General features: G+C 61.4%; 24 protein-coding genes and 1 tRNA gene. 14 read left to right on the top strand and 11 right to left on the bottom strand.

Annotation, left to right across the window (positions count from 1 at the left end):
* The first annotated feature begins 94 nt into the window (after positions 1-94).
* From cobT to I2H36_RS08755, 7 genes are all read left to right on the top strand, one after another.
* Positions 95-1,993, top strand: coding sequence for a cobaltochelatase subunit CobT (gene cobT, locus I2H36_RS08785; protein WP_196263505.1), 1,899 nt, complete (start codon positions 95-97; stop codon positions 1,991-1,993).
* On the top strand, positions 1,990-2,994 hold the full coding sequence (locus I2H36_RS08780) for an esterase-like activity of phytase family protein (protein WP_196263504.1): 1,005 nt from the start codon (positions 1,990-1,992) through the stop codon (positions 2,992-2,994). Before cobT ends, I2H36_RS08780 begins: the two co-directional genes overlap by 4 nt.
* 201 nt (positions 2,995-3,195) lie before the next feature.
* A complete protein-coding gene (locus I2H36_RS08775; RefSeq protein ID WP_196263592.1) occupies positions 3,196-4,593 on the top strand; it encodes a circularly permuted type 2 ATP-grasp protein in 1,398 nt (465 codons plus the stop codon).
* Positions 4,594-4,609: 16 nt separating this feature from the next.
* Entirely contained in the window at positions 4,610-5,554 is a 945-nt protein-coding gene (locus I2H36_RS08770; RefSeq protein ID WP_196263503.1) for an alpha-E domain-containing protein, read from the top strand.
* Between the two features lie 3 nt (positions 5,555-5,557).
* Positions 5,558-6,376 carry a transglutaminase family protein gene (locus tag I2H36_RS08765; protein ID WP_196263502.1) on the top strand — a complete coding sequence of 273 codons (819 nt, stop codon included), beginning with the start codon at positions 5,558-5,560 and terminating at the stop codon, positions 6,374-6,376.
* Positions 6,377-6,429: 53 nt separating this feature from the next.
* The gene (locus I2H36_RS08760) at positions 6,430-7,179 is read left to right on the top strand and encodes a proteasome-type protease (protein ID WP_196263501.1); all 750 of its coding nucleotides are present in this window, start codon (positions 6,430-6,432) and stop codon (positions 7,177-7,179) included.
* A 99-nt stretch (positions 7,180-7,278) separates the two neighbouring features.
* The gene (locus I2H36_RS08755; protein WP_196263500.1) at positions 7,279-8,214 is read left to right on the top strand and encodes a D-alanyl-D-alanine carboxypeptidase family protein; all 936 of its coding nucleotides are present in this window, start codon (positions 7,279-7,281) and stop codon (positions 8,212-8,214) included.
* 9 nt (positions 8,215-8,223) lie between these two features.
* Here the strand turns inward: I2H36_RS08755 and I2H36_RS08750 are convergent, their stop codons facing one another.
* On the bottom strand, positions 8,224-8,847 hold the full coding sequence (locus I2H36_RS08750) for a queuosine precursor transporter (RefSeq protein WP_196263499.1): 624 nt from the start codon (positions 8,845-8,847) through the stop codon (positions 8,224-8,226).
* Between the two features lie 98 nt (positions 8,848-8,945).
* Complete coding sequence (gene rpmB, locus I2H36_RS08745; protein WP_196263498.1) at positions 8,946-9,236, bottom strand: 50S ribosomal protein L28; 291 nt, start codon at positions 9,234-9,236, stop codon at positions 8,946-8,948.
* A gap of 233 nt (positions 9,237-9,469) precedes the next feature.
* On the opposite strand from rpmB, the gene I2H36_RS08740 reads away from it, so the two are divergent.
* The 6 genes from I2H36_RS08740 to I2H36_RS08715 all read left to right on the top strand — a co-directional run bounded on the left by I2H36_RS08740 (position 9,470) and on the right by I2H36_RS08715 (position 16,516).
* Positions 9,470-10,330 (top strand): DUF3108 domain-containing protein, encoded by an 861-nt coding sequence (locus I2H36_RS08740; protein WP_196263497.1) that lies wholly within the window; start codon positions 9,470-9,472, stop codon positions 10,328-10,330.
* 199 nt (positions 10,331-10,529) lie between these two features.
* Positions 10,530-13,718 (top strand): helicase-related protein, encoded by a 3,189-nt coding sequence (locus I2H36_RS08735; protein WP_196263496.1) that lies wholly within the window; start codon positions 10,530-10,532, stop codon positions 13,716-13,718.
* A gap of 12 nt (positions 13,719-13,730) precedes the next feature.
* Positions 13,731-14,033, top strand: coding sequence for an RNA-binding S4 domain-containing protein (locus tag I2H36_RS08730; RefSeq protein WP_196263495.1), 303 nt, complete (start codon positions 13,731-13,733; stop codon positions 14,031-14,033).
* A gap of 165 nt (positions 14,034-14,198) precedes the next feature.
* Positions 14,199-14,537 (top strand): ferredoxin FdxA, encoded by a 339-nt coding sequence (fdxA, locus tag I2H36_RS08725; RefSeq protein ID WP_036358241.1) that lies wholly within the window; start codon positions 14,199-14,201, stop codon positions 14,535-14,537.
* Between the two features lie 358 nt (positions 14,538-14,895).
* On the top strand, positions 14,896-15,480 hold the full coding sequence (locus I2H36_RS08720; protein ID WP_196263494.1) for a CarD family transcriptional regulator: 585 nt from the start codon (positions 14,896-14,898) through the stop codon (positions 15,478-15,480).
* A gap of 163 nt (positions 15,481-15,643) precedes the next feature.
* A complete protein-coding gene (locus I2H36_RS08715) occupies positions 15,644-16,516 on the top strand; it encodes an RNA polymerase factor sigma-32 (protein ID WP_196263493.1) in 873 nt (290 codons plus the stop codon).
* An 82-nt stretch (positions 16,517-16,598) separates the two neighbouring features.
* On the opposite strand, the gene I2H36_RS08710 is transcribed toward I2H36_RS08715, so the two are convergent.
* The 3 genes from I2H36_RS08710 to I2H36_RS08700 all read right to left on the bottom strand — a co-directional run bounded on the left by I2H36_RS08710 (position 16,599) and on the right by I2H36_RS08700 (position 19,235).
* Complete coding sequence (locus I2H36_RS08710; protein WP_196263492.1) at positions 16,599-18,020, bottom strand: M48 family metalloprotease; 1,422 nt, start codon at positions 18,018-18,020, stop codon at positions 16,599-16,601.
* Positions 18,021-18,026: 6 nt separating this feature from the next.
* A complete protein-coding gene (locus I2H36_RS08705) occupies positions 18,027-18,848 on the bottom strand; it encodes a thermonuclease family protein (RefSeq protein WP_196263491.1) in 822 nt (273 codons plus the stop codon).
* A 174-nt stretch (positions 18,849-19,022) separates the two neighbouring features.
* Positions 19,023-19,235, bottom strand: a complete 213-nt coding sequence (locus I2H36_RS08700; protein ID WP_196263490.1) for a sugar phosphorylase — start codon at positions 19,233-19,235, stop codon at positions 19,023-19,025.
* Between the two features lie 155 nt (positions 19,236-19,390).
* Here I2H36_RS08700 and I2H36_RS08695 point away from each other — a divergent pair.
* Positions 19,391-19,467: transfer RNA gene (locus tag I2H36_RS08695), tRNA-Arg, on the top strand.
* A gap of 921 nt (positions 19,468-20,388) precedes the next feature.
* Here I2H36_RS08695 and I2H36_RS19805 read toward each other — a convergent pair.
* The 6 genes from I2H36_RS19805 to I2H36_RS08675 all read right to left on the bottom strand — a co-directional run bounded on the left by I2H36_RS19805 (position 20,389) and on the right by I2H36_RS08675 (position 24,492).
* Positions 20,389-20,757: a DUF3732 domain-containing protein gene (locus I2H36_RS19805; protein WP_343234417.1), complete on the bottom strand. Its 369-nt coding sequence runs from the start codon at positions 20,755-20,757 to the stop codon at positions 20,389-20,391.
* 3 nt (positions 20,758-20,760) lie between these two features.
* Positions 20,761-22,311 (bottom strand): DUF3732 domain-containing protein, encoded by a 1,551-nt coding sequence (locus tag I2H36_RS08690; protein WP_210331004.1) that lies wholly within the window; start codon positions 22,309-22,311, stop codon positions 20,761-20,763.
* 1 nt (position 22,312) lies between these two features.
* The gene (locus tag I2H36_RS08685) at positions 22,313-22,804 is read right to left on the bottom strand and encodes a three component ABC system middle component (RefSeq protein ID WP_196263489.1); all 492 of its coding nucleotides are present in this window, start codon (positions 22,802-22,804) and stop codon (positions 22,313-22,315) included.
* A 1-nt stretch (position 22,805) separates the two neighbouring features.
* Positions 22,806-23,318, bottom strand: coding sequence for an ABC-three component system protein (locus I2H36_RS20490; protein ID WP_425523289.1), 513 nt, complete (start codon positions 23,316-23,318; stop codon positions 22,806-22,808).
* A 68-nt stretch (positions 23,319-23,386) separates the two neighbouring features.
* Positions 23,387-24,070, bottom strand: coding sequence for a hypothetical protein (locus tag I2H36_RS08680; RefSeq protein WP_196263488.1), 684 nt, complete (start codon positions 24,068-24,070; stop codon positions 23,387-23,389).
* A 71-nt stretch (positions 24,071-24,141) separates the two neighbouring features.
* Positions 24,142-24,492, bottom strand: a complete 351-nt coding sequence (locus tag I2H36_RS08675; RefSeq protein WP_196263487.1) for a helix-turn-helix domain-containing protein — start codon at positions 24,490-24,492, stop codon at positions 24,142-24,144.
* Positions 24,493-24,498: the final 6 nt, after the last annotated feature.

Genomic DNA, 24,498 nt, shown 5'->3' with positions numbered 1-24,498 from the left:
CGGGCGCGATCCGGGATCGTTTGGGAGTTTCGCTGGTTTTAGCGATCCCGGCTCTTCGCTACGCTCCGGCCGGGATGACGGATGAAGGAATTCGATGTCCATCTCGAACCGCAAGCCAGGTGAGAAGAAGGAAGCGCCGGCGGAGCCGCTGAAGCGTTCCATCGCCGGCACCATGAAGGCGATTGCCCGGAAACCCGACCTTGAGGTGGCCTTCGCGTCCGATCGTCCGGTGCTCATGGGCCAGGACAAGGCCCGCCTGCCGGAGCCTCCACGGCGGCTGACCTCGCAGGATGTGGCGATCCTGCGCGGCAATGCCGACGCCATGGCGCTGCGGCTGGCCTGCCACGACACCACTCTTCATCGCAAGCTCGCCCCTGAGGGTCAGGCCGCGCGTGCCGTGTTCGATGCGGTCGAGCAGGCGCGCGTGGAATCCATCGGTTCCCGGCGCATGGCCGGCATCTCGTCGAACATCACGGCCATGCTGGAAGACCGGTATCATCGCGGCGGCAAGTACGAGGAGATCACGGATCGGGCCGATGCGCCGCTCGAGGATGCGCTCGCCCTCATGGTGCGCGAGCGCCTGACCGGACAGAAGCCGCCCGCCTCGGCGGCCAAGATCGTCGATCTCTGGCGCGACTTCATCGAAGACCGCGCGGGCCAAGACCTCGACGGCCTGCTCAAGAACATCGAGAACCAGCGCAGCTTCGCCCGCAACATCCGCGACATGCTCTCCTCCCTGGACATGGCCGACGAGGCGTCCATGGACTCCGAAGACGAGGAGAACGAGGACGAGAACGAATCCGAGCAGCAGGAGCAGCAGGGCGAGGGCGAGTCCGAGCAGGAAAGCCAGGGCGACCGCGCCGAGGTGGAGGTCAGCGAGGATTCCAGCGATGAGATGGAGGATGGCGCAACGGAAGAGGCCGATGGTCCTTCCGGCGAGATGCCTGAGGAATCTGAGGAAGCCAATTCCGAGGATGCCGGCGAATCCTGGCGCCCGCCGTCGCGTTCCAATGAGCAACGCGGCCCCGACTACAAGGCTTATTCCAACAAGTTCGACGAGATCATCCATGCGGAGGATCTCTGCGATGCGGACGAGCTAACACGCCTTCGCGCCTATCTCGACAAGCAGCTTGCCCATCTCCAGGGCGTGGTCGGGCGTCTGGCGAACCGCCTGCAGCGCCGCCTCATGGCGCAGCAGAACCGGTCCTGGGAGTTCGACCTCGAGGAGGGGACGCTGGATCCCGTGCGCCTGCCGCGCATCATCATGGATCCCTACCAGCCCCTGAGCTTCAAGCAGGAGCAGGACACGAATTTCCGCGACACCGTGGTGACGCTGCTCCTCGACAATTCCGGCTCCATGCGCGGGCGCCCGATCACAGTGGCGGCCACCTGCGCCGACATCCTGGCGCGTACCCTTGAGCGCTGTGGCGTGAAGGTCGAGATCCTCGGCTTCACCACCCGCGCCTGGAAGGGCGGGCAGGCCCGCGAGACGTGGCTGCAGGCCGGCAAGCCGGCCAATCCGGGCCGCCTCAACGATCTGCGCCACATCATCTACAAGTCGGCGGATGCGCCCTGGCGGCGCGCGCGCAAGAACTTGGGCCTGATGATGCGCGAGGGCCTGCTGAAGGAGAACATCGACGGCGAGGCTCTCGACTGGGCGCACAAGCGCCTGCTCGGCCGGCCCGAGCAGCGTCGCATCCTGATGGTGATCTCGGACGGCGCGCCGGTCGACGACTCGACCCTGTCGGTCAATCCCGGCAACTATCTCGAGCGCCACCTGCGATACGTCATCGAGGAGATCGAGACCCGCTCGCCCGTGGAGCTCATCGCCATCGGCATCGGCCACGACGTGACGCGCTATTACCGCCGCGCCGTGACCATCGTCGATGCAGAGGAGCTCGGCGGCGTCATGACCGAAAAGCTCGCGGAGCTGTTTGAGGAGAATGCCGGCCCGCCGGTCCGTGGCGCTCCCCGCCGCAAGGCCTTTGCTTGAGGCTCACCCGCCGCAATATCCTGATCGGTGGCGGTGCCGCCGCCGCAACGCTTGCCTGCACGGGCGTCGCCGTGGCGCAGCGTCCGCAGGCCCTCAGGGTGGCAACGGCGATTCAGGTAGAGACGAAGCCGATCAGCCGCCTGTCGGTCACGGATCCGGACCGCAGCCGCTTCGGCGCCCTCGCATTCCGGTCTGGAATCGACCTGCGCTCCGATGTGTCGGCCTTCGGGGGCTTTTCGGGCCTGTGGCGCTCCGGCGATGGTCAGGAGATCATCGCCCTTGCCGACAATGCGCAGATCCTGAAAGCTCGAATCGAGACTGCAGACGGCCGTCTCTCCGGCCTGTCCAGTCCGGTCCTGTCTCCCCTGACCCTGGGCAACGGCGTCCCGATGCGGCGGTCGCGCTACTACGACACAGAGAGCTTCGCGCTCTCAGGCAATGCGGTCTTCATTGGCACCGAGCGCAACCATGCGGTCATCCGCTTCGAGCGCAATGCGGCGGGCAGCATCATCCGGGGCGTCCCGATCCCCGTTCCTAAGGCCCTGCAGGATCTACCGAGCAATGGCGGCCTGGAGGCTGTTGCCGTCGCGCCGCAACGCTCAGCTCTCAGCGGCGCTCTCATCGGCATCGCCGAAGGTGGCAACGGCTTCATCCTCACGGGATCCAGGCAGGGGACCTTTCAGGTGGCTCTCTCCGGTGGCTATGTCATCACGGACCTGGCCTTCCTGCCTGATGGCAATGCCGTGATCCTGGAGCGGCGATTTTCGCTCCTCGGCGGATTCGCGTGCCGCCTGCGCTGTGTCGAGACAGCGGCGATCCGAGCAGGCGCGCGCATTGATGGAGCCGTACTCTACGAGAGCGAGGCCTCGCATCAGGTCGACAACATGGAGGGACTGGCGATTCACCGCGAGGGCGGCGAAACGGTTCTGTCGCTGATCTCCGACAACAATTTTAGCTCGCTGCAGAGAACGTTGTTGCTGGAATTCTCAATGGCTGGCTGACGCGGCAACCCGCTCTGCCATTTTCGTACGCATCTGCTCCTTTTCTCATCATACTTTGCATCTCGTACTCGTTCGTCCCGCTTGAAGCCCTAGGTTTTAGGCAACTAAGCTCTCTTCTGCGAGCCCGATCCCTGTCCAGCATCGGGCCGTCGCATCAAGGGTTGAGGAGACTCGGTGGCGGCACAGACGATCTTCGACGAGATGAACGGCCATGGCGGTCAGAGCCGCGATGCTTACCGGGTCCTTCAGGACTGGCTGAAATCGGTACCGCCGCAATTGCTGGAACACCGCCGCGAGGAGGCAGAACTCTTCTTCCGCCGGGTCGGCATCACCTTTGCGGTCTATGGCAATGCGGAAGCCGAAGAGCGGTTGATCCCTTTTGATATCATTCCGCGCATTCTCTCCGGTCAGGAATGGGCCCGCCTGTCGCGCGGCCTGGAGCAGCGCGTCACAGCGCTCAACCTGTTCCTGAAGGACATCTATAACCAGCGGGATATTCTGCGGGCCGGGATCATTCCGCCGGAGCTGGTCTATCTCAATCCGTATTACCGCCCGCAGATGCAGGGGCTCAATCTCAACAGCAGCATCTATGTGCAGGTCGCCGGCATCGACCTCGTCCGGGTCGACGACCAGGATTTCTACGTGCTCGAAGACAACCTGCGCACACCCTCCGGAGTCTCCTACATGCTGGAGAACCGGGAAGTGATGATGCGTCTCTTTCCCGAACTCGTCGGCATCCAGCGCATCAGGCCCATCGAGAACTACGTGGATGAGCTTCTGGGCACCCTCAAATCCGTGGCGCCGGCGAGCTCTCCCTGGGACCCTACCGTCGTTCTGCTTACCCCCGGCTCCCTCAACTCGGCCTATTACGAGCACAGCTTCCTGGCCGACCGCATGGGCGTGGAACTGGTCGAAGGGCGCGATCTCTTCGTGCGCGACGAGATGGTCTACATGCGCACGACCGAGGGGCCGAAGCGCGTCGACGTGATCTACAGCCGCATCGACGACGACTTCCTCGACCCCCTGGTCTTCCGCCCCGATTCCGGCCTCGGCGTGCCGGGCCTCATCGCCGCCTATCGGGCGGGCAATGTCGCGATTGCCAACGCGCCCGGCACGGGCGTTGCCGACGACAAGGCCATGTACTCTTATGTGCCGGACATGGTGCGCTTCTACATGGGCGAGGAGCCCATCCTGAAGAACGTGCCAACGTGGCGCTGCCGCGAGCAGGAGGCACTCTCCTATGTGCTCGATAATCTACACGAACTTGTCGTGAAGGAGGTCAACGGCTCGGGCGGCTACGGCATGCTCGTGGGACCGCATGCGACGAAGGAGACTTGCGAAAACTTCAAGGCGCGGGTCCTAGCCAACCCGGACAATTACATCGCCCAGCCGACGCTCGCCCTGTCAACGAGCCCCATCTTCACCGAGAAAGGTCTGGCGCCGCGCCATGTGGATCTGCGCCCCTTCGTTCTGACTGGCCGCGACGGCGTACGGCTCGTGCCCGGTGGGCTCACCCGAGTGGCGCTGACGGAAGGCTCCCTCGTGGTGAATTCGAGCCAGGGCGGCGGAACCAAGGATACCTGGGTCTTGAGCGAATGAGCAGGGAGCGTTTGTCGTGCTGAGTCGTGACGCGGACAGCCTCTACTGGCTTTCCCGCTATGTGGAGCGGGCCGAGAACACCGCACGCATCCTCGATGTCGCCTATCGTATGGCGTCGATGCCGATTTCCTACAACGATTTGGAAACCAACGAGTGGGAATCGGCCCTGATCACGGCTGGCGGTGTCGATGAGTTCCGGGCCACTTATGGCGAGGCGACGCCTGAGAACGTGATCGAGTTCCTGGCCTTCTCGGAGGCGAATCCCTCAAGCATCCAGAACAGCTTCGACACCGCACGCCAGAATGCCCGCTCCGTCCGCAGCGCTCTCACATCGGAGATGTGGGAGGCCATCAACTCCGCCTGGCTCGATCTACGCCGCTACAAGGCCAGGAAGATCAAAGTCGAGGATCTGCCGAAATTCCTGAATCTCGTGAAGGAGGCTTCACTCCGCTACGATGGTTCGGCCATGCGCACCATGTTGCGCAACGATGCTTATTGGTTCTCGCGGCTCGGCCTCTACATCGAGCGGGCCGACAACACGGCGCGGGTGCTCGACGTGAAGTATCACGTGCTCCTGCCGCAGGATGCACCCGTGGGTGGCGGCATCGATTATTATCAATGGGCCGCCATTCTCCGCTCGGTCTCGGCGCTGGTCAGCTACCAGTGGGTCTATCATCAGAATCTGAGGCCCTGGCTCGTAGCGGATCTCCTGATCCTGCGCGAGGAGATGCCCCGGTCGCTGGCCGCCTGCTATGGTGCGCTCTCACGCCACCTCGACGATCTTTCGCATCGCTATGGCACGTCCGGCGCGGCGCAGCGCCAAGCAAGGGCGACCCACGCCCGGCTGACGAACCGGAACATCGAGGATATCTTTCAGCATGGGCTGCACGAGTTTCTCCAGGACTTCCTGGCGGACAACAACCGGCTCAGTCTCGCCATCTCGAATCAGTATCTGTGCTGACCCATGCGCATCCGCATCACCCACGAGACGGTTTATCACTACAGCGAGCCCGCACGATCGGCGATTCAGCTCCTGCGCCTCACGCCCCGTGGCTGCGACAGCCAGACGGTCCTGTCCTGGAATATCGACATGGATGGCGAGGGCCGCCTCATGCGTCGGGAGGACTGGTACGGCAACATCATACACAGCTTGTCCGTGCCCGGTCCGGTCAGCCAGATCGTCCTGCGCGTGGCCGGCGAGGTGGAGACGACGGATACGGCCGGTATCATCCGGGGAGGGGTCGAACGATTTCCGGAGATCTTCTACCTGCGCGAGACGCCTCTCACCCGTCCCGATGCCGACATTCGTGAATTTGCGCAGGTCACGGCGGGCCGCTTCACCAATCCGCTTGATCAGGCTCATGCGCTCATGAGCGCAATCCCCGAGCGCCTGCGCTTCGACACGCAAGCCACGAGCTCCACGACCTTGGGAACGGAAGCCTTTGCGGCCGGTCATGGGGTCTGCCAGGACTTCACCCATATCTTCCTGAGCGCAGCGCGCTCCTTGAAGATCCCGGCCCGCTATGTCTCCGGCTACCTTCACAAGCCCGGCGAGGTCGAGCAGGAGGCCGGTCATGCCTGGGTCGAGGCCTATCTCCCGGATCTCGGTTGGGTGAGTTTCGACCCGACCAATGCCGTTTCCGCAACGGAACACTACGTCCGGCTCGCCATCGGGCTCGATTATCTTGATGCAGCCCCGGTCCGAGGAAGCTATTACGGCGCTACCCGTGAGGCGCTCGACGTTCGTTTGAGGATCGAAGGCGCCCGCCAAGCACAGGCGTAAGAATGGCCTCGAAACCGCAGCAATTCGACCAGAAGACCCCTGGAGGAACACCCATGACGTATTGTGTCGGCATCCTCGTACAGGATGGCCTTGTGATGATCGCCGACACGCGTACCAATGCAGGCGTCGACAATATTGCGACATTCCGCAAGCTTCATGTGTTTGAGAAGCCGGGTGAGCGGCTGATCACCTTGGCCACGGCGGGCAATCTCTCGGCAAGCCAATCCGTCCTCTCGCTGCTCTCGGACGGGATCGAGAATCCCGAGACTGGTGAGGTCGAGACTCTTTTCACGGTTTCGAGCATGTTCAAGGCGGCCCAGCTCGTCGGGCGTACCATCCGTCGTGTCTATGAGATGGACGGGATCGAGATGGAAAAGCGCAACATGACCTTCGACGTCACCATGCTGCTTGGGGGGCAGATCGGCCGAGGCCAGATGCGGCTCTATCAGATCTATGCAGCCGGCAATGCCATTGAGGCCACCACCGATACGCCTTTCCTGCAGATTGGCGAACCGAAATACGGCAAGCCGATCCTCGACCGGGCGATTGCCCACGACACCAGCCTTGTTGAGGCACTGAAGCTCGGGCTCATATCGATGGACTCAACCTTGAAGTCCAATCTCGGGGTTGGCCTGCCGATCGATATCGTGGTGGCCAAGCGCGACGCGCTCAAGGCAAGCGTGACGTACCGAATCCAGGAGGACGAGCCGTATTTCCGCGATCTGCGCGATCGCTGGTCGGCGGCCCTACGGGCGGCCCATCAGGCTATTCCCCACCCGCCCTATGCGGAGGAGGCTCTCTAGAGCCCATGTGGCGTTGCCGGCGCACCGGCCCGGAGATTCTGGGGTAGCGGGGCCACTGATCACTTGCGAAAGGCCGCGGTTTTCGTCAACCATCGCGTCATGAAGGCGCCCTCGATCCTACTGGCCGCCGGCCTTTTCCTGACGGGCGCCAGCGCCTCGCCCTTGCTGCTGGTCGATGCGTCCTCCGGCAACATTCTGGCGGCTCAGGAGGCTACTCGGTCCTGGCATCCGGCATCCCTTACCAAGCTGATGACGGCGCATCTTGCCCTCATGGCGGTCCAGTCAGGCAGGCTCTCCATGGATACGTCCGTACCCATGAGCGCCTGGGCCGTGTCCCAAGCCCCGAGCAAGCTGGGCGTTCCGGAAGGCACGTCTCTCCGCCTGGAGGACGCCTTGCTCGTGATGATGGTCAAGAGCGCCAACGACGTGGCGGTCGCAGTCGCGGAGGCCGTCGGCGGCAGCGAGGCCTCCTTCGTAGCCGCGATGAACGCGGAGGCCGGGCGCCTCGGAATGAGCGGGACGCGCTTCGTCAATGCCAACGGCTTGCACGACGATCGTCAGGTGACCAACGCCAGGGACATGGCCGTTCTTATGCTGGCCGTCCTAAGCCATCACTCGGCCCATACCGACCTGTTCAGGACGCCGGCAGTCACGGTCAATGGCCGGACGCTGAAGAACACCAATAAGCTCATCGAGGACTATGCCTCCCTCGAGGCGACCAAGACAGGTTATGTCTGCGCCTCCGGGTTCAACGTGGCCATTTCAGCCGTGAGCGGCGGCAGGCGCGTCATCGCGGTGGTTCTCGGATCCCCCAGCGCGGCTGTGCGGACGCGGATCACGAAGGACCTGCTCAATGCCGGTCTCTCGGGAGACACCTCTCCAATCGGCAATCTCCGCACGCTGAAGGCCAGCTGGCCTACGCCTGGTATCGATCTGCGCCGCCTCAAATGCGGTCGGCAGGGTCCCGCAGTCGCGGGTGCCGTCGTTGCCGGTGGAGACGCCAAGCGTACGGATGTCTCACGACGTCGCGATTAACGATGGCAATCAGGCGGTCCGCTGCAGCCGCGGGCGCATGAGCGCCAGGATAGCACCGTAAGGGGCAATCGCGATGGCGGCCAGTGCGAGCTTCACCCCATAATCCGCTATGGCAAGGTTGACCCATGGGAGGGCGATGCACTCGTCGACGATTCCCGCTTGACCCAACATCTCACTGATCGTGAGGCCGAAGCCCGGCACCACGCCGCAATAGAAGGCGAACGAGAAGAAGATCGCCGTGTCGAGCCCCGACGAGATCACCGAGGAGATGAAGGGTGGCATCCACCAAGCCTTGTCGCGCAGGCGGGCGAAGATGCTGATGTCGAGGAGCTGGGCCACGAGGAAGGCCGCACCCGACGCGATGGCGATGCGCGGCGTCGCCAGGACGACCGAGAGCACCACGGCCAGCACGAAGCCCACATAGACCACACGACGGGCGCCTTGCGTTCCGAAGCGGCGGTTCGACAGGTCCGTGACCAGGAACGAGAATGGATAGCTGAAGGCACCCCATGTCAGGTAGTCGCCCATGCCCCAATGAGTGAAGGGATGCTGGACCAGGATGTTCGACGAGAGGACGACCAGGGTCATCGCGGTGAGCGCAATGAGGAAGTCGCGGCGGTCGATCTGGCTCATGGGATGGACTTTCCAGACAATGCTTAAGCCTTCAGATAACGCAAAACGGGCGGCACCAGGGCCGCCCGCAAAGCATATTTCTCAGAGGCGATCCGAGATCAGCTCGCAGCGGCGAGCTTCTTCTCGAGCTCGCGCTTCACCGCCAGGGCGGTGGTGGAGAGCTCGTCAGCCTTGGCCTTGGCCAGGAAGGCGTCGAGGCCACCGCGGTGCTCGACCGAGCGGAGCGCATTGGCGGTGACGCGCAGGCGGAAGGAGCGCTGCAGAGCGTCAGATTGGAGCGTGACATTGCAGAGGTTCGGCAGGAACTTCCGCTTCGTTTTGCGGTTCGAGTGGCTCACCAGGTGGCCACTCAGCACGGCCTTGCCGGTCAGTTCGCAACGGCGCGACATGGGTTCAATCCTATTCGTCGTGTGAGGGTCGCGACCACAATTCGCGGGTTTGCAAGATCGCAGATCCCACGCGGCCGGACACCAGAAGTCCTTGGAAGGTGCGAGCCTATAAGCCGAAACAGGGGTGTGGGTCAAGAATAGCGCGACGTCGCACCCCCTTTTTTTCGGCCGCGTGGTCACGATTTATTCCGAATCTCGTGCGATGCAACAGAATAGACTATCGGAACAGCCCTATGCGCCTCATCGCCTCAGCTCTCGTCACCCTGGCCTTTGCGGGAACGGCTTCGTTCGCCCAAGCTCAGACCCTCAAGGTGACGTATGACCTCTCCCTTGCGGGTCTGCCCTTAGGGAAAGCAGACCTGGTCTCGTCCTTCAAGGGAAAAAAATACGAGATGCAGGGCAATGCAAAGCTGACAGGCCTCGCCATGATCCTGACAGGCGGCAAGGGTGAAGCGTCCGCTTCTGGCACGCTCGCTGAAGCTGGCCCGCGCTCAACGAACTTCGCCGTGGTGTCGAAGACCTCAGACAACCAGCGCAGCGTCCGCATGGGATTGAAGGGCGGCCATGTGGCTGATGTCGAAATCGACCCGCCTCTCGAGCCCAAGGAAGACCGGATCCCGGTCAAGCCTGCCGACAAGAAGGGTGTCGTCGATCCCATGAGTGCGCTGCTCATGCCTGCTCTGGCGTCCAAGAGCCTGACTGATCCCGATAACTGCAATCGGACTATACCGGTCTTTGACGGCGCTTCCCGCATGAATGTGGTTCTCAGCTATGCGGAGACCAAGACTATCGAGGTTGAGGGCTATTCCGGTCCGGTTCTCATCTGCAATGCCCGCTATGTACCGGTCTCCGGCCACCGGCCCGAGCGTCCGGCCACCAAGTTCATGCAGGAGAACCGGGACATGTCCGTCTGGCTTGCTCCCGTCGAAGGTCCGCGCCTGCTCTTCCCCTTGAAGGTCTCAGTGCGCACGATGATCGGCGTCGGCGAGATGCAGGCCTCGCTCTGGTCGCTGGAAGGAGACGGCAAGGCGTCCCGGCCGATGCGCAAGGCCGTGCGGGCGGATGAGGCCGTCCAAGCCGGGGCTGTGCAATAAGCTCTCATATTATGTCTAGAGAATCCTTGGCGAAAGCACCCGCGGCGGGTAGCGAAAGAGGCGCCCGTGCCCATATAAGGGCATAGCCCGCAGCCGGCCGCGAGGGCCGGTCTGCCTTGAAGAAGGCTTCCGGCTCCGGCGTCCAGCCCGTACAGCCTCTTGTTACTCCGGGACGTTCAAGATTACCCGACATCCAGGCATGGCCCGTCGTTCCCTTCCCCCGCAGGTGCGTTCGCGCGGCGTCACGGCCGTGCTCGGCCCCACCAATACTGGCAAGACCCATCTGGCCATCGAGCGCATGCTCGGCCACGACAGCGGCATGATCGGCCTGCCCCTGCGCCTGCTTGCACGCGAGGTCTACAACCGCGTGGTGGAGAAGGCCGGCCCCCACAACGTCGCCCTGGTCACCGGCGAGGAGAAGATCAAGCCGGACCGCCCGCGCTACTGGATCTCCACCGTCGAGGCGATGCCGCGGGATCTCGACGTCGCCTTCGTGGCCGTCGACGAGATCCAGCTCGCCAGCGACCTCGACCGGGGGCACGTCTTCACCGACCGCCTGCTAAACCAGCGTGGGCGCGAGGAGACGCTGCTCATCGGCTCGGCCACCATGCGCCCTGTCATCGAGGCACTGATTCCGGGCGTCCATGTGGTCACCCGGCCGCGGCTGTCGCAGCTCTCGTTCGCCGGCGAGAAGAAGGTTTCGCGCCTCCCACGGCGCTCGGCCATCGTGGCCTTCTCGGCCGAGGAGGTCTATGGCATCGCCGAGCTCATCCGCCGCCAGAGCGGCGGCGCCGCCGTGGTGCTCGGCGCCCTTTCTCCCCGGACCCGCAACGCCCAGGTCGAGCTCTTCCAGAACGGCGACGTGGATTATCTCATTGCCACCGATGCCATCGGCATGGGCCTCAATCTCGACGTGAACCATGTGGCCTTCGCGTCCGACAAGAAGTTCGACGGGTTCCAGTTCCGCAAGCTGAACAACTCCGAGTTGGCCCAGATCGCCGGCCGTGCCGGCCGCTACATGCGCGACGGCACCTTTGGCACCTCCGGCCGCTGCCCGCCTTTCGACGCGGAGACCGTCCAAGCGCTCGAAAATCACGTGTTCGACCCGGTGCGCATCCTGCAATGGCGCAATCCGGATCTCGACTTCTCCTCGCTGGCGCGCCTACGCGATTCGCTTGGGAACCAGCCGCGGGAGCATGGGCTCGTGCGGGCTCCCACCGGCGAAGACGTCATGTCCCTCGAAGTTCTGGCCCGGGAAGACGACATCCAGGCCATGGCCCGCTCCCAGTATGCCGTGGAGCGGCTCTGGCAGATCTGCCAGGTACCGGACTACCGCAAGGTTTCGCCACAGACCCATGCGGATCTTGTCGGCCAGCTCTACCGTTTCCTCATGAAGGACGGGGCCATCCCGGCCGACTGGTTTGCCCGCCATCTGTCCGCTATGGATCGGACCGATGGGGATATCGATACCCTCTCCAACCGCATCGCCCAGGTCCGGACCTGGTCCTTCGTCGCCAATCGTCCCGACTGGTTGAAGGATCCGGAGCATTGGCAGGATGTTGCGCGTCAGGTAGAGGACAAGCTATCGGATGCGCTCCATGAACGCCTCGCCCAACGGTTCATCGACCGGCGGACGAGCGTTCTCATGCGGCGCTTGAGAGAGAACAAAATGCTCGAAGCGGAAATTACGACCACCGGCGACGTCACCGTCGAGGGTCAGCACATCGGTCACCTGCACGGCTTCCATTTCGTGCCCGACCCCCAGGCCGACACCACGGAGGTCAAGACCCTGCGCAACGCCGCCGGCAAGGCGCTGGCCGGCGAGATCGAGGCGCGGGCGGACCGATTCGCCGAAACCCCCGACACGATGCTCGTGCTGTCGAACGACGGCACCATTCGCTGGATGGGCGACCCGGTGGCCAAGCTGGAGCCGGGCGACAAGCTGTTCGATCCCAAGCTGCGCATTCTCTCCGACGAGCATCTCACGGGCCCGGCCCGGGACAAGGTGGACAACCGCCTGCGCGCCTGGCTCAAGGCCTATGTGGTGCGTCTGCTTGGACCTCTGCAGCAGCTCGAGGACAGCCAGGAGCTGCAGGGTCTGGCCCGCGGCATCGGCTTCCAGATCGGCGAGGCCCTCGGGGTGCTGGAGCGCGCCAAGGTTCTCAACGATGTCCGCAGCCTCGATCAGGATGCCCGAGGCGCCCTGCGCAAGGCCGGGGTTCGCTTTGGTGCCTACCACCTCTATCTGCCGGCCCTGCTGAAGCCGGCGCCCCGCGTCCTCGCAACCCAGCTCTGGGCCCTGCAGAACGGCGGCCTCGACCAGAAAGGCATCGACGAGATCGCTCATCTCGCCCAGTCCGGCCGCACCTCGATTCCCGTCGATCCGGAGATCGCCCATGGGCTGTACCGGGCCGCAGGCTTCCGGGTGCTCGGCGGCCGCGCCGTCCGCGTCGACATTCTGGAGCGCTTGGCCGACCTCATCCGTCCGGCGATTTCCTACCGTCCCGGCATCACCCCCGGCGAGCCGCCGGCGGGTGCCGCCGATGGCGAGGGCTTCGTGCCGACCGTTGCCATGACGTCTCTCGTCGGCTGCGCCGGCGAGGATTTCGCCACGATCCTGAAATCGCTCGGCTACGTGATGGATCGTCGTCCCGGCCCGGCCATCACCGTGCCGCTCGTGGAAGCCCCGCGGGCTATCGAGCCCCAGGCCGCCCCGCCTCAAGGCGAAGCTGCCGCTGAGGAAGCTCCATCCGAGACAGCTCCCGCCGAGGCGTCCGAGGCTGCAATCGGCACCGAGGAAATCGGCGCGGTTGCCGTCGAGGCTCCCGAGACGTTCGTCTCCGAGCAGGAGGTCGAGGCCAGCGCTGCCGAGGCCGTAGCTTCGCCCGAGGGCGAGGCGATGGCTTCCGCGGACGCATCAGGTGAGGCTGCTCCTGCGGAGACAACTCCTGCCGAGCCAGAGATGATCGAGGTCTGGCGGCAGGGCCGTCGCCATCACGAAGGCGCACAGCCTCATCGCGGTCGCGACGCCCGAGGCAGTCGTCACGAGCGCGGCGAGCGTTCCGACCGCCCGGATCAGCGCCAAGATCGCGGCGACCGTCGCCCGCGCCATGGTGCGAACCAGGGCGATCAGACCGGCGAGCGTCGGCCGCGTCCCGAGCGCCGCGAAGCGCAAGGGGAGGGCGGTCGCCCGCAGAACCGCCCACCGCGCGGTCCGGGTCACGGGGAAGGCCGTCGCGGGGACGAGCGCCGCGGTCCGCGGCCCGACAAGCGCGCCGACAACCGCCAGGACGGCGCGCGCGACCGGCGCGAGAAGCAGCCGGATCCGAATTCGCCCTTCGCCAAGCTCATGGCCCTCAAGGCGCAGCTTGAGGACAACAAGAAGTGAGACCCTGACGGCATGCGTGAGGACCGGCAGCGGCTCGACAAGTGGCTGTGGTTCGCGCGTTTCGCGAAATCCCGGACCCTGGCCGCCAAGATGGTCACAAGCGGCTATGTCCGCCTCAACGGACAGCGCACCGACAACGCCGCCAAGGGCGTGGGTGTCGGTGATGTGGTGACCGTCGCGCTTGCCCGGGCCACCCTCGTGGTCCGGGTTGAGGGGCTTGGGCAGCGCCGGGGCCCTGCAACGGAAGCAAGGCTGCTCTACCTGGACCTCAGCCAGGACAACGGAGTGCTTGTCAGCGACCCCGACAACGGCTAGAGCATCGGACCCAAAAGTGGACACCACTTTTGGGGTCCATCCGATGCTCCTCTCCTTGAAGTGCGCATCGTGTGGACTGGAAAACCGGGTCCACTTTTCCGCACGATGCGCTTGTGCGGCAGCAGCCCTTTCTCTCGATTGGAACAGACCTCCGAAGGACCGTGCATGACCTACGTCGTCACTGAAAATTGCATCAAGTGCAAATACATGGACTGCGTGGAGGTGTGCCCCGTCGATTGTTTCTACGAGGGCGAGAACATGCTGGTCATCCACCCGGACGAGTGCATCGATTGCGGCGTCTGTGAGCCGGAATGCCCGGCCGAGGCGATCAAGCCGGATGCGGAGCCGGGCCTCGAGCAATGGCTGAAGCTCAATGCCGACATGGCCAAGAGCTGGCCCAACATCACCCTCAAGAAGGATGCGCCCGCCGATGCGAAGGAATTCGACGGCGTGGCGGGCAAGTTCGAGGCATTCTTCTCGCCCAATCCGGGCGAAGGCGACTAAGCTCAAGACTTGAGTCGAACCGGCTTCCTTAACGCTGTGCTTTGAAATATTTTTGCTTTTTCGGCCGGACTGTGATAGGGTCCGTGAATGCCGTCGCTTGCGCTCAAGCCGTGCACCGTCTCTGCAGACCGGCGGTTCACATAATGAAGCAAAGATTCGCGTCCTTTGACTTAAGGGAGCGTTGCTGCCTTGGTCAAGGGCATGAGCGTTTGTAGCCGCTGCTTATATCAGGGAGACGAGCGGAATCCTCAAGTTCCGTGACACTCACATCCTATCCTCGTTTTATCGGGACCCTGCCCGATGAGACAACAGCTCCCTCGCCGCCCAGGCGAGGACCATGCAAGGAGGCCTCTCTCGCATGACAACCGCCAAGAAGTCCGCCCAGCGTCTTGGGTTCAAGTCCGGTGAAGCCATTGTTTACCCCGCTCACGGTGTCGGCCGCATCACGGCCATCGAAGAGCAGGAAATCGCAGGCTTCAAACTGGAGCTGTACGTCGTCTCCTTCGACAAGGACAAGATGGTCCTCCGTGTCCCCACGGGTAAAGCCTCCAGCGTCGGCATGCGCAAGCTCGCCGAACCGGCTCTGGTCCAAAAGGCTCTGGACGTTCTGACGGGTCGTGCCCGCGTGAAGCGCACCATGTGGTCGCGCCGCGCCCAGGAATACGAGGCCAAGATCAATTCCGGCGACCTGATCGCCGTCACCGAGGTTGTGCGCGACCTCTACCGCTCCGAGGCCCAGCCCGAGCAGTCCTACAGCGAGCGCCAACTCTACGAATCCGCCCTCGACCGGATCGTGCGCGAGATCGCGGCCGTGAACAAGATCACGGACACCGAGGCGCTCAAGCTCATCGAGCAGAGTCTTGCCAAGTCCCCGCGCCGCGTGAAGGGCGCTGAGGGTGAAGGCGATGCGGAAGGCGACGATCTGCAGGAAGAGGCCGCCTGATCGCGCAACCTCACGAGGTTTCAGAAGCCCGGCCGTCGGCCGGGCTTTTTTGTGTCCAAAGCCTTGTTTTTGGAAGGCAGGAATCTATTTTGCAGAACTTGGCTGTTGGAAGTGAACTTTTCGCAGCCTCGCTCGTTGTGTCTCTGCCAAGGGAGAGCACACAATGGGAGAAATCTCAGGGGTTCGCCGCCGGTTCGTCCGCGCTGCCATGAATGCACCTTTTCTCGAGAGAGAAGAGGAGCACCTTCTTGCCGTGCGCTGGAAAGAGAACCGCGATGAGGCGGCGCTTCATCAACTGACTGCTGCCCATATGTGCCTCGTCATCGCGCTGGCAGCCCGTTTCCGTCATTATGGCCTGCCCATGGCCGATCTGGTTCAGGAAGGCCATGTGGGCCTCCTTGAAGCCGCAGCTCGGTTCGAGCCCGAACGGGAAGTCCGCTTCTCGACCTATGCGACGTGGTGGATCCGCGCCTCCGTGCAAGATTACATCCTTCGTAACTGGTCAATCGTCCGCGGCGGGACGAGTTCCGCCCAGAAGGCTCTTTTCTTCAATCTGCGCCGCCTGCGCGCCCGCCTCACCCGTGGTGGGGAAGAGCGCATTTCCTCGGATGTGCATGCCAAGATCGCCGAGGCCATCGGTGTTTCGAAGGCGGATGTGGCCCTCATGGATGCCCGTCTCTCAGGGCCGGATACCTCGCTTAACGCACCGGTTATGGATGCCGATTCATCGAACTCCGCCGAACGGGTCGAGTTCCTCGTCGACAACAGCCCGCTGCCCGACGAGACCGTGAGCGACTCGATCGATACCGAGCGCCGCGTGCGCTGGCTGCAGCAGGCCCTCGAAGTCCTCAACGAACGCGAATTGCGCATCTTGCGCGCCCGTCGCCTTGACGACGAGCAGGTAACCCTGGAGTTCCTCGGCGACCGCCTCGGGATTTCGAAGGAGCGGGTGCGCCAGATCGAGAACCGCGCACTCGAAAAGCTCAAGCGCGCTCTGGTGGAGCGCTACCCTCAGGCCTCCGGCGCGTTTGTCTGAGGCACAGAATTTCCCGGAATATGGATCGGCGAGGCGGGCAACTGCCTCGCCGATGCCGTTTCATGGATGTGAGCGAAGGCTTCTACTCCACCACGATCTTGTAGCGCTCGCCCACTTTCAGGGGAGCGTTCCTGTCGAGGACGTTGAGCAGCAGGAAGCGTTCGAGCGGCCGGTCGATCGGCATGCGGGCGGCAAGAATTTGCGCGGTGTCGCCCCGCTGGGCGGTGACGACCTGCAGCTTCAGCGGCCTGATCCGCTTTGCCTCATCGGGCTGCACCTGCCGGACGCTGTTCAGGGTCTGCTGGAAGATCGCTTCCAGATCGCCCCTGTTGCCCCGGGTGGCCATGATGAGCCGGTAGGTCGTGCTGCCGATCCGGACGGCCGAGAGGCGGAAGGTCCATTCCTTGCCGTTGGACAGGGCCGTCACCACGGGCAGACCGTTCACCATGCCGGGCGTGAGGGTGCCGGGTTCGATGGTGTCCGTCCATGTCGAGCGCAGCACGTCTTCCAGGCTCTGGCCCTCCGGCGTATCGGCCGCATCGAAGAGCAGGCGGCGCTCGCCGTCGGCCGAGGACCCGAGCACAGCCTGGGAGGTGTTCTCAAGGCTGAAGCCCTCAGGCGCCTCGAACGCAACCCCGAGCCGGGAATGAACGAAACGGCGGCCCTTCACGACGCCGTCGGCCGGATCGTCGCCGTAGGAGAGCCCCTCGAGCGCTGTGAGATAGGCAAGCCGTCCGGTCTCGCCGGCATCGGCCAGTTCCGTCCGCCGCGCGGCCTGCAAGGCCCTTGAGACGCGGTCGTTGGTGCTCGGATGCGAGGCCAGCCGGTCCCCCGTCTGGTTGTCGGAGCTCGTGCCCGAGCGCCCGAGCGACGTCAGGAAACGCGGCGCCCCGAAGGGATCGAAACCGGCGCGGGCCAGAACCTTCACGCCGGTCTGGTCTGCCTCGAGCTCCTGCGCCCGCGAGAAGCTGGCCAGCGTCGAGCGGGACTGGCTCTGCGCCGTAGCGGCCTCCTCGGCATCATTCAGCACGTTCTCGGCCACCCGTTCGATCAGGGCCGAGCGAGCCTGCAGCTCGCTGCGCTGGGAGGCATGGCGCAGGGTGACATGGGCAATCTCGTGAGAGAGGACCGCCGCCACCTCGGAGGTGTCGTTGGCGAGCGCCAGGAGGCCGCGCGTCACATAAAGGCGTCCGTTCGGCAGGGCGAAGGCATTGACCGCGGGCGAGTTCAGGATCGTCACCTGGAAAGCCTCGTCCGGCCGGTCGGTGGCCATGACGAGCCGGTTCGTCACATCGGTCAGGAGCTGTTGGAGCTGAGGCGCACGGCCTTCTCCGCCGAAGGCCCTGACGAGACGGACATGATCCCGGTCGCGATCCGGGCCGATCACCCGTGGGGCGTTCGCCGGAAGCGATACGTCCCCACCAAAGCCGGTGCAGCCCGCGAGCAAGGCTGCGAGCACGAGGCTGCCGAGGATGAAACTACCGGTTCGACGTGTTCTGATCATGCTCGTTCATCGTGGCAGATGATCGCCTTCGAGACGTTCGATCATATCCGGTATGACGATCGAAACTGCGGTGCCTTGCCAAGACTGCAAAATGCCTCGGGTCCTGATCCGCCGGCCTTTGAGCGCCTCGGCGTTCAGGCCGCGATCCGACATCTGTTTCCAGGTCGTCTTCGGAATAATAATCGTGAAATCTTCTGCCCAGAGCCCCCCGAAGTTCAAATAGGTGCGCTGCTTGCGCTCGCCGATGCTCCTGACGCGGCCTTCGACCAGCACGAAGCTGCCGATCCGCTCGCGCAGGCGCTCGGATTGATTTGCATCAAGGGGCTTATAGCGGTCATCGGCCCAAACACCAAGGCGTCGTTCGCGGGCCGTGGCCTCGAGGGCGAGGAGTTCGGGCTGGCAGAAAACTCCATCGAGTCCCGCATCGACCAAGGCGAGGCCGGCCTCGACCAACCCACGTGCCCAGTCGAGCGCTGGGGGCTCGTCGGACGACCGGATTCGGACGGCAATCCGATTCCAGCGGTCGCGTCTGTCAGGCCCCAGGACATCGGCCGTTTGACCGATGCGCGCCCTGAGCCAGGAGAGAGCGTGTTCGCGATGGGGTGAAGCGTCGGGAAAGCGGATGCCGGACAGACGGGCCAACTGCCCCGACATCAGGATGAGATCGCCCTCCGGCGTCAGGCCCTGCAGCCGGTCGCTGCGAGCCTCACCCAAGCATTCCGCGGGCCGCGGCATGGGGCGCGTCTGTGCGAGGGCTGCCTGGCTGCCAATGGCCAGTGCAGGTCCGAGGCACAGGGCCAGCAGCATCCGCAGGGTCGATCCCGTCATGAGACAGGATCATACCTGTTCAGGATGAAACGGCTACGCTTGACGGGGCCGGATCAGCGCTCTTTCGGGGCCGGGCCGTGTGACTGCGGCTTGTGCCCGCTCTGGCCTGAATTCTCGTGGTCGTGGCTCTGCTGACGAGCCGCACTATGCGGATTGCCGTTTCTTCTCCTCAGGCTACCAGCGGATCACCACAACCCGCTCCTTACCGTTGCCGAGTTCCACCGCCTCGATTCCTTCCGCTTTCCGATTCTGAGACTTCGCATCCTCGATGATCTCGACCTCCGCCACATGGGCCGCGAAGGCTTCATCCACTTCGGCAACGCAGAGCAAGGTGTCGGGGGGAAGATGCTCGACCTGTTTCAGGAAGTCGCGAAGCGTCTGAGCCATGATGTGCCTCCAATTGCCTTCACCAACCGGCTTGGCCGTGGGGAGTTCCTTCGGCTTGAAGCTGCAATCGTTCAGGGGAGACGCCTGACTCCGAACACGCGTTTGCAACCCACTGGAATGCCCCTGCAGACCGTGCTAAATCCCACCATTCCAGCGGTCCCGTAGCTCAGCAGGACAGAGCAGCGGTTTCCTAAACCGAAGGTCGGAAGTTCGAGTCTTCCCGGGATCGCCAATTATTTCAGAGCCGCTGTGAGGCCGCGGTTACCTCCTGGTTACATGGCTCGGAATGAAGCCAATAATGCCCAGGCTGGGTCAAAACAAGCGAAGCTGCCTTATCAAAAATGGGAAATAGAGTTCTGAGCCATTCTTCCCCCTACGGATACGCAATCTAGAAGTCGTCGTTCATAAGATCGTCAGGGCTGATCCCATACCGTCGATCTCGAGTTAGCGACCGCCCGCCCCCTGGTCCGATTGATTGGCCGCCTCCAGGACCGATAGATCGTCCACCCCCGGGACCTATGGAATGACCACCTCCCGGACCTATAGAGCGACCTCCCCCCGGACCGATAGAAAGGCCTCCGCCAGGACCTATGGATTTACCACCACCCGGTCCGATGGAATCACAACCACCAGGTCCAATTGAGCCCTGTACACAGTTGCGCCATGCCTGTGCGTCCGCAGATACTGGTATCAAAAGTAAAATTGGGATGAACAGCAGAACCCTCATGGAAACCATCCTTTCAAGCCTAGCTTAGAGCAACGTAACGGTTTGCATGAGCAACATCGGGTTAGAAACCGAACTAAATTATACCAAGGTTAATCTTAGGGGGATTAGCGCATTGGTATGACAACCCATGCGGAGTCGAGTGTCTAATACATACTAGGGCACTGCCTTAATGGGCAGCATATACCCACAGCTCGCCAATTCTAAGCAAGCTCATCTGCAAGGTAGGGTAGAGCTAGGCTCAGGACCTATTAATCTCGTTTGAGAGATGAATGAATAGACCCGACCTCTCCGATGTCTACCGGGACTACATTGCCTGCCCGAATAAACCTAGTTTCTCTCGCCAGGGGAGTTTAGCCAAGCGCTTGGAATGAGAAAGTCTTCACTTCCCCTCCAATTCTCCATCTGTGTTACATTTGTCTCGTCGCCCTAGGCGTGGTGATCGGCGTGATCCAGCACGATGATCTGTAAACGTCCTTTGAAGCTTCGCTGTGCCCTGGACAATGCTCGGAAAATTTGTCGGGTGCTCTCAAGATCATCCAAATGACGGCGCGAGCGAGACCTCTGTGTAAGGTTGCCGGTCTTAGTGGTGCCTTCTACGACCGCCTCAAAAGTATCGCTCGGGAAATAAACTTGGCTCGGCTGATCAATGATCAGAAAAGTTGGTACAGGATTTTGCTTACTGCGCTTCAGGAAAACACCATGGAGTGCCAGAAGCGTCGCCAAGTGATAGGCCATCCAATTCTCGCCGCTGCCAATTTGCCATAAGAAGTCAGGCCTATCAGCGCCATCGCGCACAAACTACAGGTTCAGCTCGCGTTCGTCTAAGACGGGATTGCCCACGGCACCGGTAATCCCTAGTGCGTCTACAAAGCGGAGGATATAGCTCGAAATTGCCTCTCCTACAGCTTTCTCTCGCGCTTTGCGCCCCTTCTCGTCTAATTGACGCTGCAGCTGATCGATTTCTTTCTGAAGGATAAGTGCACGTGCTTGGAGACCGTCGTCACCTTCGACATCGCTGATGATTTTTAGCGCTTGTTCAGTGCCACCTATAAAACGGTAGACACTCTCCAAGCTGTGGCTAAGGCCGCGTTCTGCGTCCACTGTAGCTTCAAACTCCTGACGTGTACGCCTGAGATCAAGCAACAATCGCTCATCAGAGAGCAGCTTGCGCTGAATAGAAACTATCTCGCTATCAACCATCGGCTCAGTTGAGGACGTGCCAGCGCTCAGCTCACTTAGCTCCTTGATCGGAACTTCCAATTCTTCAAGTGTGCGGCGAGCGACCATACTGTCAGAACCACAGAGTATACACTGCTCAGCAGCAATCATATTCCTGAACCATCCTACACCCTGCACCCGAGCCTGCTGATCCTCTAGTACATCCTCATAATCAAGAACGGACCGACGAAGACTCCTGAGGCGCCGTAGGCGTCGCCGCTGTGCTGAGATCTCCGCATCAAGCTCTTGCTCTTGTTTTCGGATATCCTCTAAACGTTGAACTGAGGTCGAAACTCTGTCAGGCGCGGCGACTGTACGTCCTCCAGAATTCACTACCTGCTGTAATACATTAATAAGAGTGCGGAGATCCTCTGGAGGCTCACCAGCTGGAACTAAGTTTAACTCCTGGGCTCTATAAAATGCGCCAGTGGCGTTCGCGCGCCAATTCTCAATTCCATTCCGACGAGTGCGCAACTCCGTCTCAAGCTTCCTTAACTCGCTACGCAGTAGGTATAGCCGATGACTGCGCATCAAGTCTTCGTTGGTGATGATGCCGAGAGCAAGGGGTAGTACGTTCTGTAACTTCTCTCTATGCTCTGATGAGTCAGCTTTGAAAAACATTGTATATGGGTTTGCCACTATGTGTTGTGGCAGAAAATTGAACGCAGCCATGTCGCGGAATGATGCGCGCTCGTTGAAGCCGTTACCTTCTTCGGGGTTCAAACGAAGATTGGATAATCCGGAGAGGGCATCCATAGCTAGTTTGAAGCGTTCCGCACTGGTGTTGGCAGTGGGTAAAATAGGTAATGGGCTTTCTACGTCAGCGCCTTGCTGCATCCAGAAAGCATTGGACAATTGTCGCCCCTCCGGCTTCTTCCTAGCTACTCTTATCAAGCCTGTATCAGTCTCCATCAGTAGGCCATACCAAGAGGCATAGTCTCGGATTTCACCAACGGGGATAGTGCATGTGCCGGCACCTAGCACATAATCGATAATAGCGATTATCGACGACTTACCTGTTGCGCTCCAGCCGCTGATAACGCTGACCTTCTCCGGATCAAACGCGACGACCCGCGGCAGATGGTTCGGATCTTCTGGCCAAATGATGAGTTGGTGAATGAAGAGTTTCATCTTAAAGTTCTATATTGAGCTGCTTTTGCAGCATATTGATCTTTTCAGCTGCGAACCACGCGCCAAGGCGTTTCGCGCAGTTGAAGATGTCTGGGACGCTCCCTTCACCATAGCGAATAGGTTTTGGTAAGTCGGTCCCGATTGCGCGGAACGAAGGAAAACCTTCGCCACCTTCTCGCTGCAAGATGCCTGCAGCTGAGCCTACTTGTAGCGCTTCAAGAGCCAGGAGCGAGTAGTCCTCCATACGCCGTTGAAGTCCTGCCACAATATCTGGCCTGTCGGATACAGCTTTCAGGATGCCGCTATCGAATTGCATTCGCCGTACCTTCTCCATTGTGCCACCGTGGAATATCATTCCTGCTGCTATCAGGAAGTAAGGTAGCTCTGGCGCACGTCCGAAGCCGTACTCGGAGAACATGCGTGATAAATGCCAAAAGGCGCAGGCTCCAAGCGCGGGGTTGCGAAGCAGTACCTCCTCATGATCGGAGCGCATTCTACTTAGCCTCTTGTGATTGATAGGTTGGGTCCCACCATACCTCATCATCATCGGCAAGACGGTGGTAGTGCCCTGATGTCATGTATAGCTCGTTGCAGGTCTCTCCACCCAATGGCTCGAGGTGTTGATAAGTAGCCTGCGCTAGGATGCGCTTTCCAATCTCCTGGGGAGGCTGCCCCCGATAATCAAGTCGGGTACTTCGAGCGATATTCTTCCACCTCTGCCTGAGCCTGTCGCCGCGATCTCTCCATTCGCGATCTGCTATCTCCCCTTCGAGAGCTAGCCGATGTTTCTCTACGTTGAACTGTATAAAGTGCTCGACGGCCTGGAAGATGTCATCTTCTTCCGCATCAGTGCGACTAAGGTGCTCCACAAAGGGCCTTGTCAAAGCGCGGTCGCGGTCAACATTTCCTATAGGCAAATCCCGTGCTGGCCGCGGGAGGAAGCGCTGTCTCGCCTGTAGTCGTTCTATCTCACGACATTGGCGTACGCATGCATCGCGGGAGATCATTCCAGGCTGCTGGGCCTGCCATGCATCACGCAACGTTCGAGTAAGCCAACCTAGTAGAGCATCTAGAATTATTTCTGCATCAACTCGGGGTCAATCGCTAATCCATTAGCTATCTCCCTCCGGGATCGGCTGGCATCAAAATGATCTATGATTTCGATGCGGCTGACGAGTTCAGTCAGCACTTCATCGTCAAAAGCTAAGACCTCGTCAATAATCTGCTGGATCTTGGCCTTGGACTTAGATTTTCCAGCCGCGCGGAGTGCCGAAACCACCTCAGGTGGCTGGGATAAGCCGGAGGCCACCCCCTTCATAAGAGCGGCAATCGGTGTGTTCACAGGCGTATTGGTGACGATCAGATAGCGTTCACAAAAAGCACCATCGGCATTTTGACGTTGGGTCAGCCAAATCTGGAGTGTGCGCCAAAGCGCTTTGCTTCGGTTGCCAAGGATCTCGGTGTCGAGATTAACAGAATTCTTGTCCTGCTCCTGAAGAAGCGTCTGCCTTCCGCGCGTGACGGAAACATCGTCAACGTGTTCAACCGCAATCGACACATCAGCTTGTGCTTTTCCTAAATGAAAAAGCGCGCGCTCCAGTTGGAGAATATAGCCGGCCATTTGTGGCGCGGCCGTATTATTTAGTTTTTGTGCCGAGGCCAATGTGCCCCCCAAGGGCCCGTCAGCTAGTTGATAATAATAGATATTCTGCTCCATTCGAGCGTCGACGCCAAGAGGCTCGACAATGGCGGGCAGCAACGATCCTCAATTAGCTGTTAATGATTCCGTTTCTGAAGGGATTGCTCCCTCATAAAATAGCATTTGTTATTTTATTTCGAAGTTTCATGCTCAGCATCGCGTATTAGGGCGTGCGGGTCAGCGCCGATTGCCCTGCTGATTTCAATATATTCCGCAACGTCAAGTCGCCGCTCGCCCAACTCATATTTTGAGACAAACGTCTGCCTTTGGCCAAGTCGGCGAGCAACTTCGGTCTGGGTTAGACCGGCAGCCTTTCGAGTTTGGACGAGCAAGGCGAGGATCCGCCTGTAGAGGTCGGGGTGTGTAGAAGTCAAAGTCGAAGCGCCAGTTTTTGAACCAGCACTCCAGAAACAACCGAATTTCGGGTACCCCAAAATAGGGTACTCTAATATGGGGTATTCGCCGATGCTTGCCGCCACCATCAATGT

This window comes from Microvirga terrestris, from assembly GCF_015694425.1.
In the GTDB taxonomy this organism is placed as follows: domain Bacteria; phylum Pseudomonadota; class Alphaproteobacteria; order Rhizobiales; family Beijerinckiaceae; genus Microvirga; species Microvirga terrestris.
Note: the sequence above shows the minus strand (reverse complement) of the source record. Positions and strands in the feature narration are given on the sequence as shown.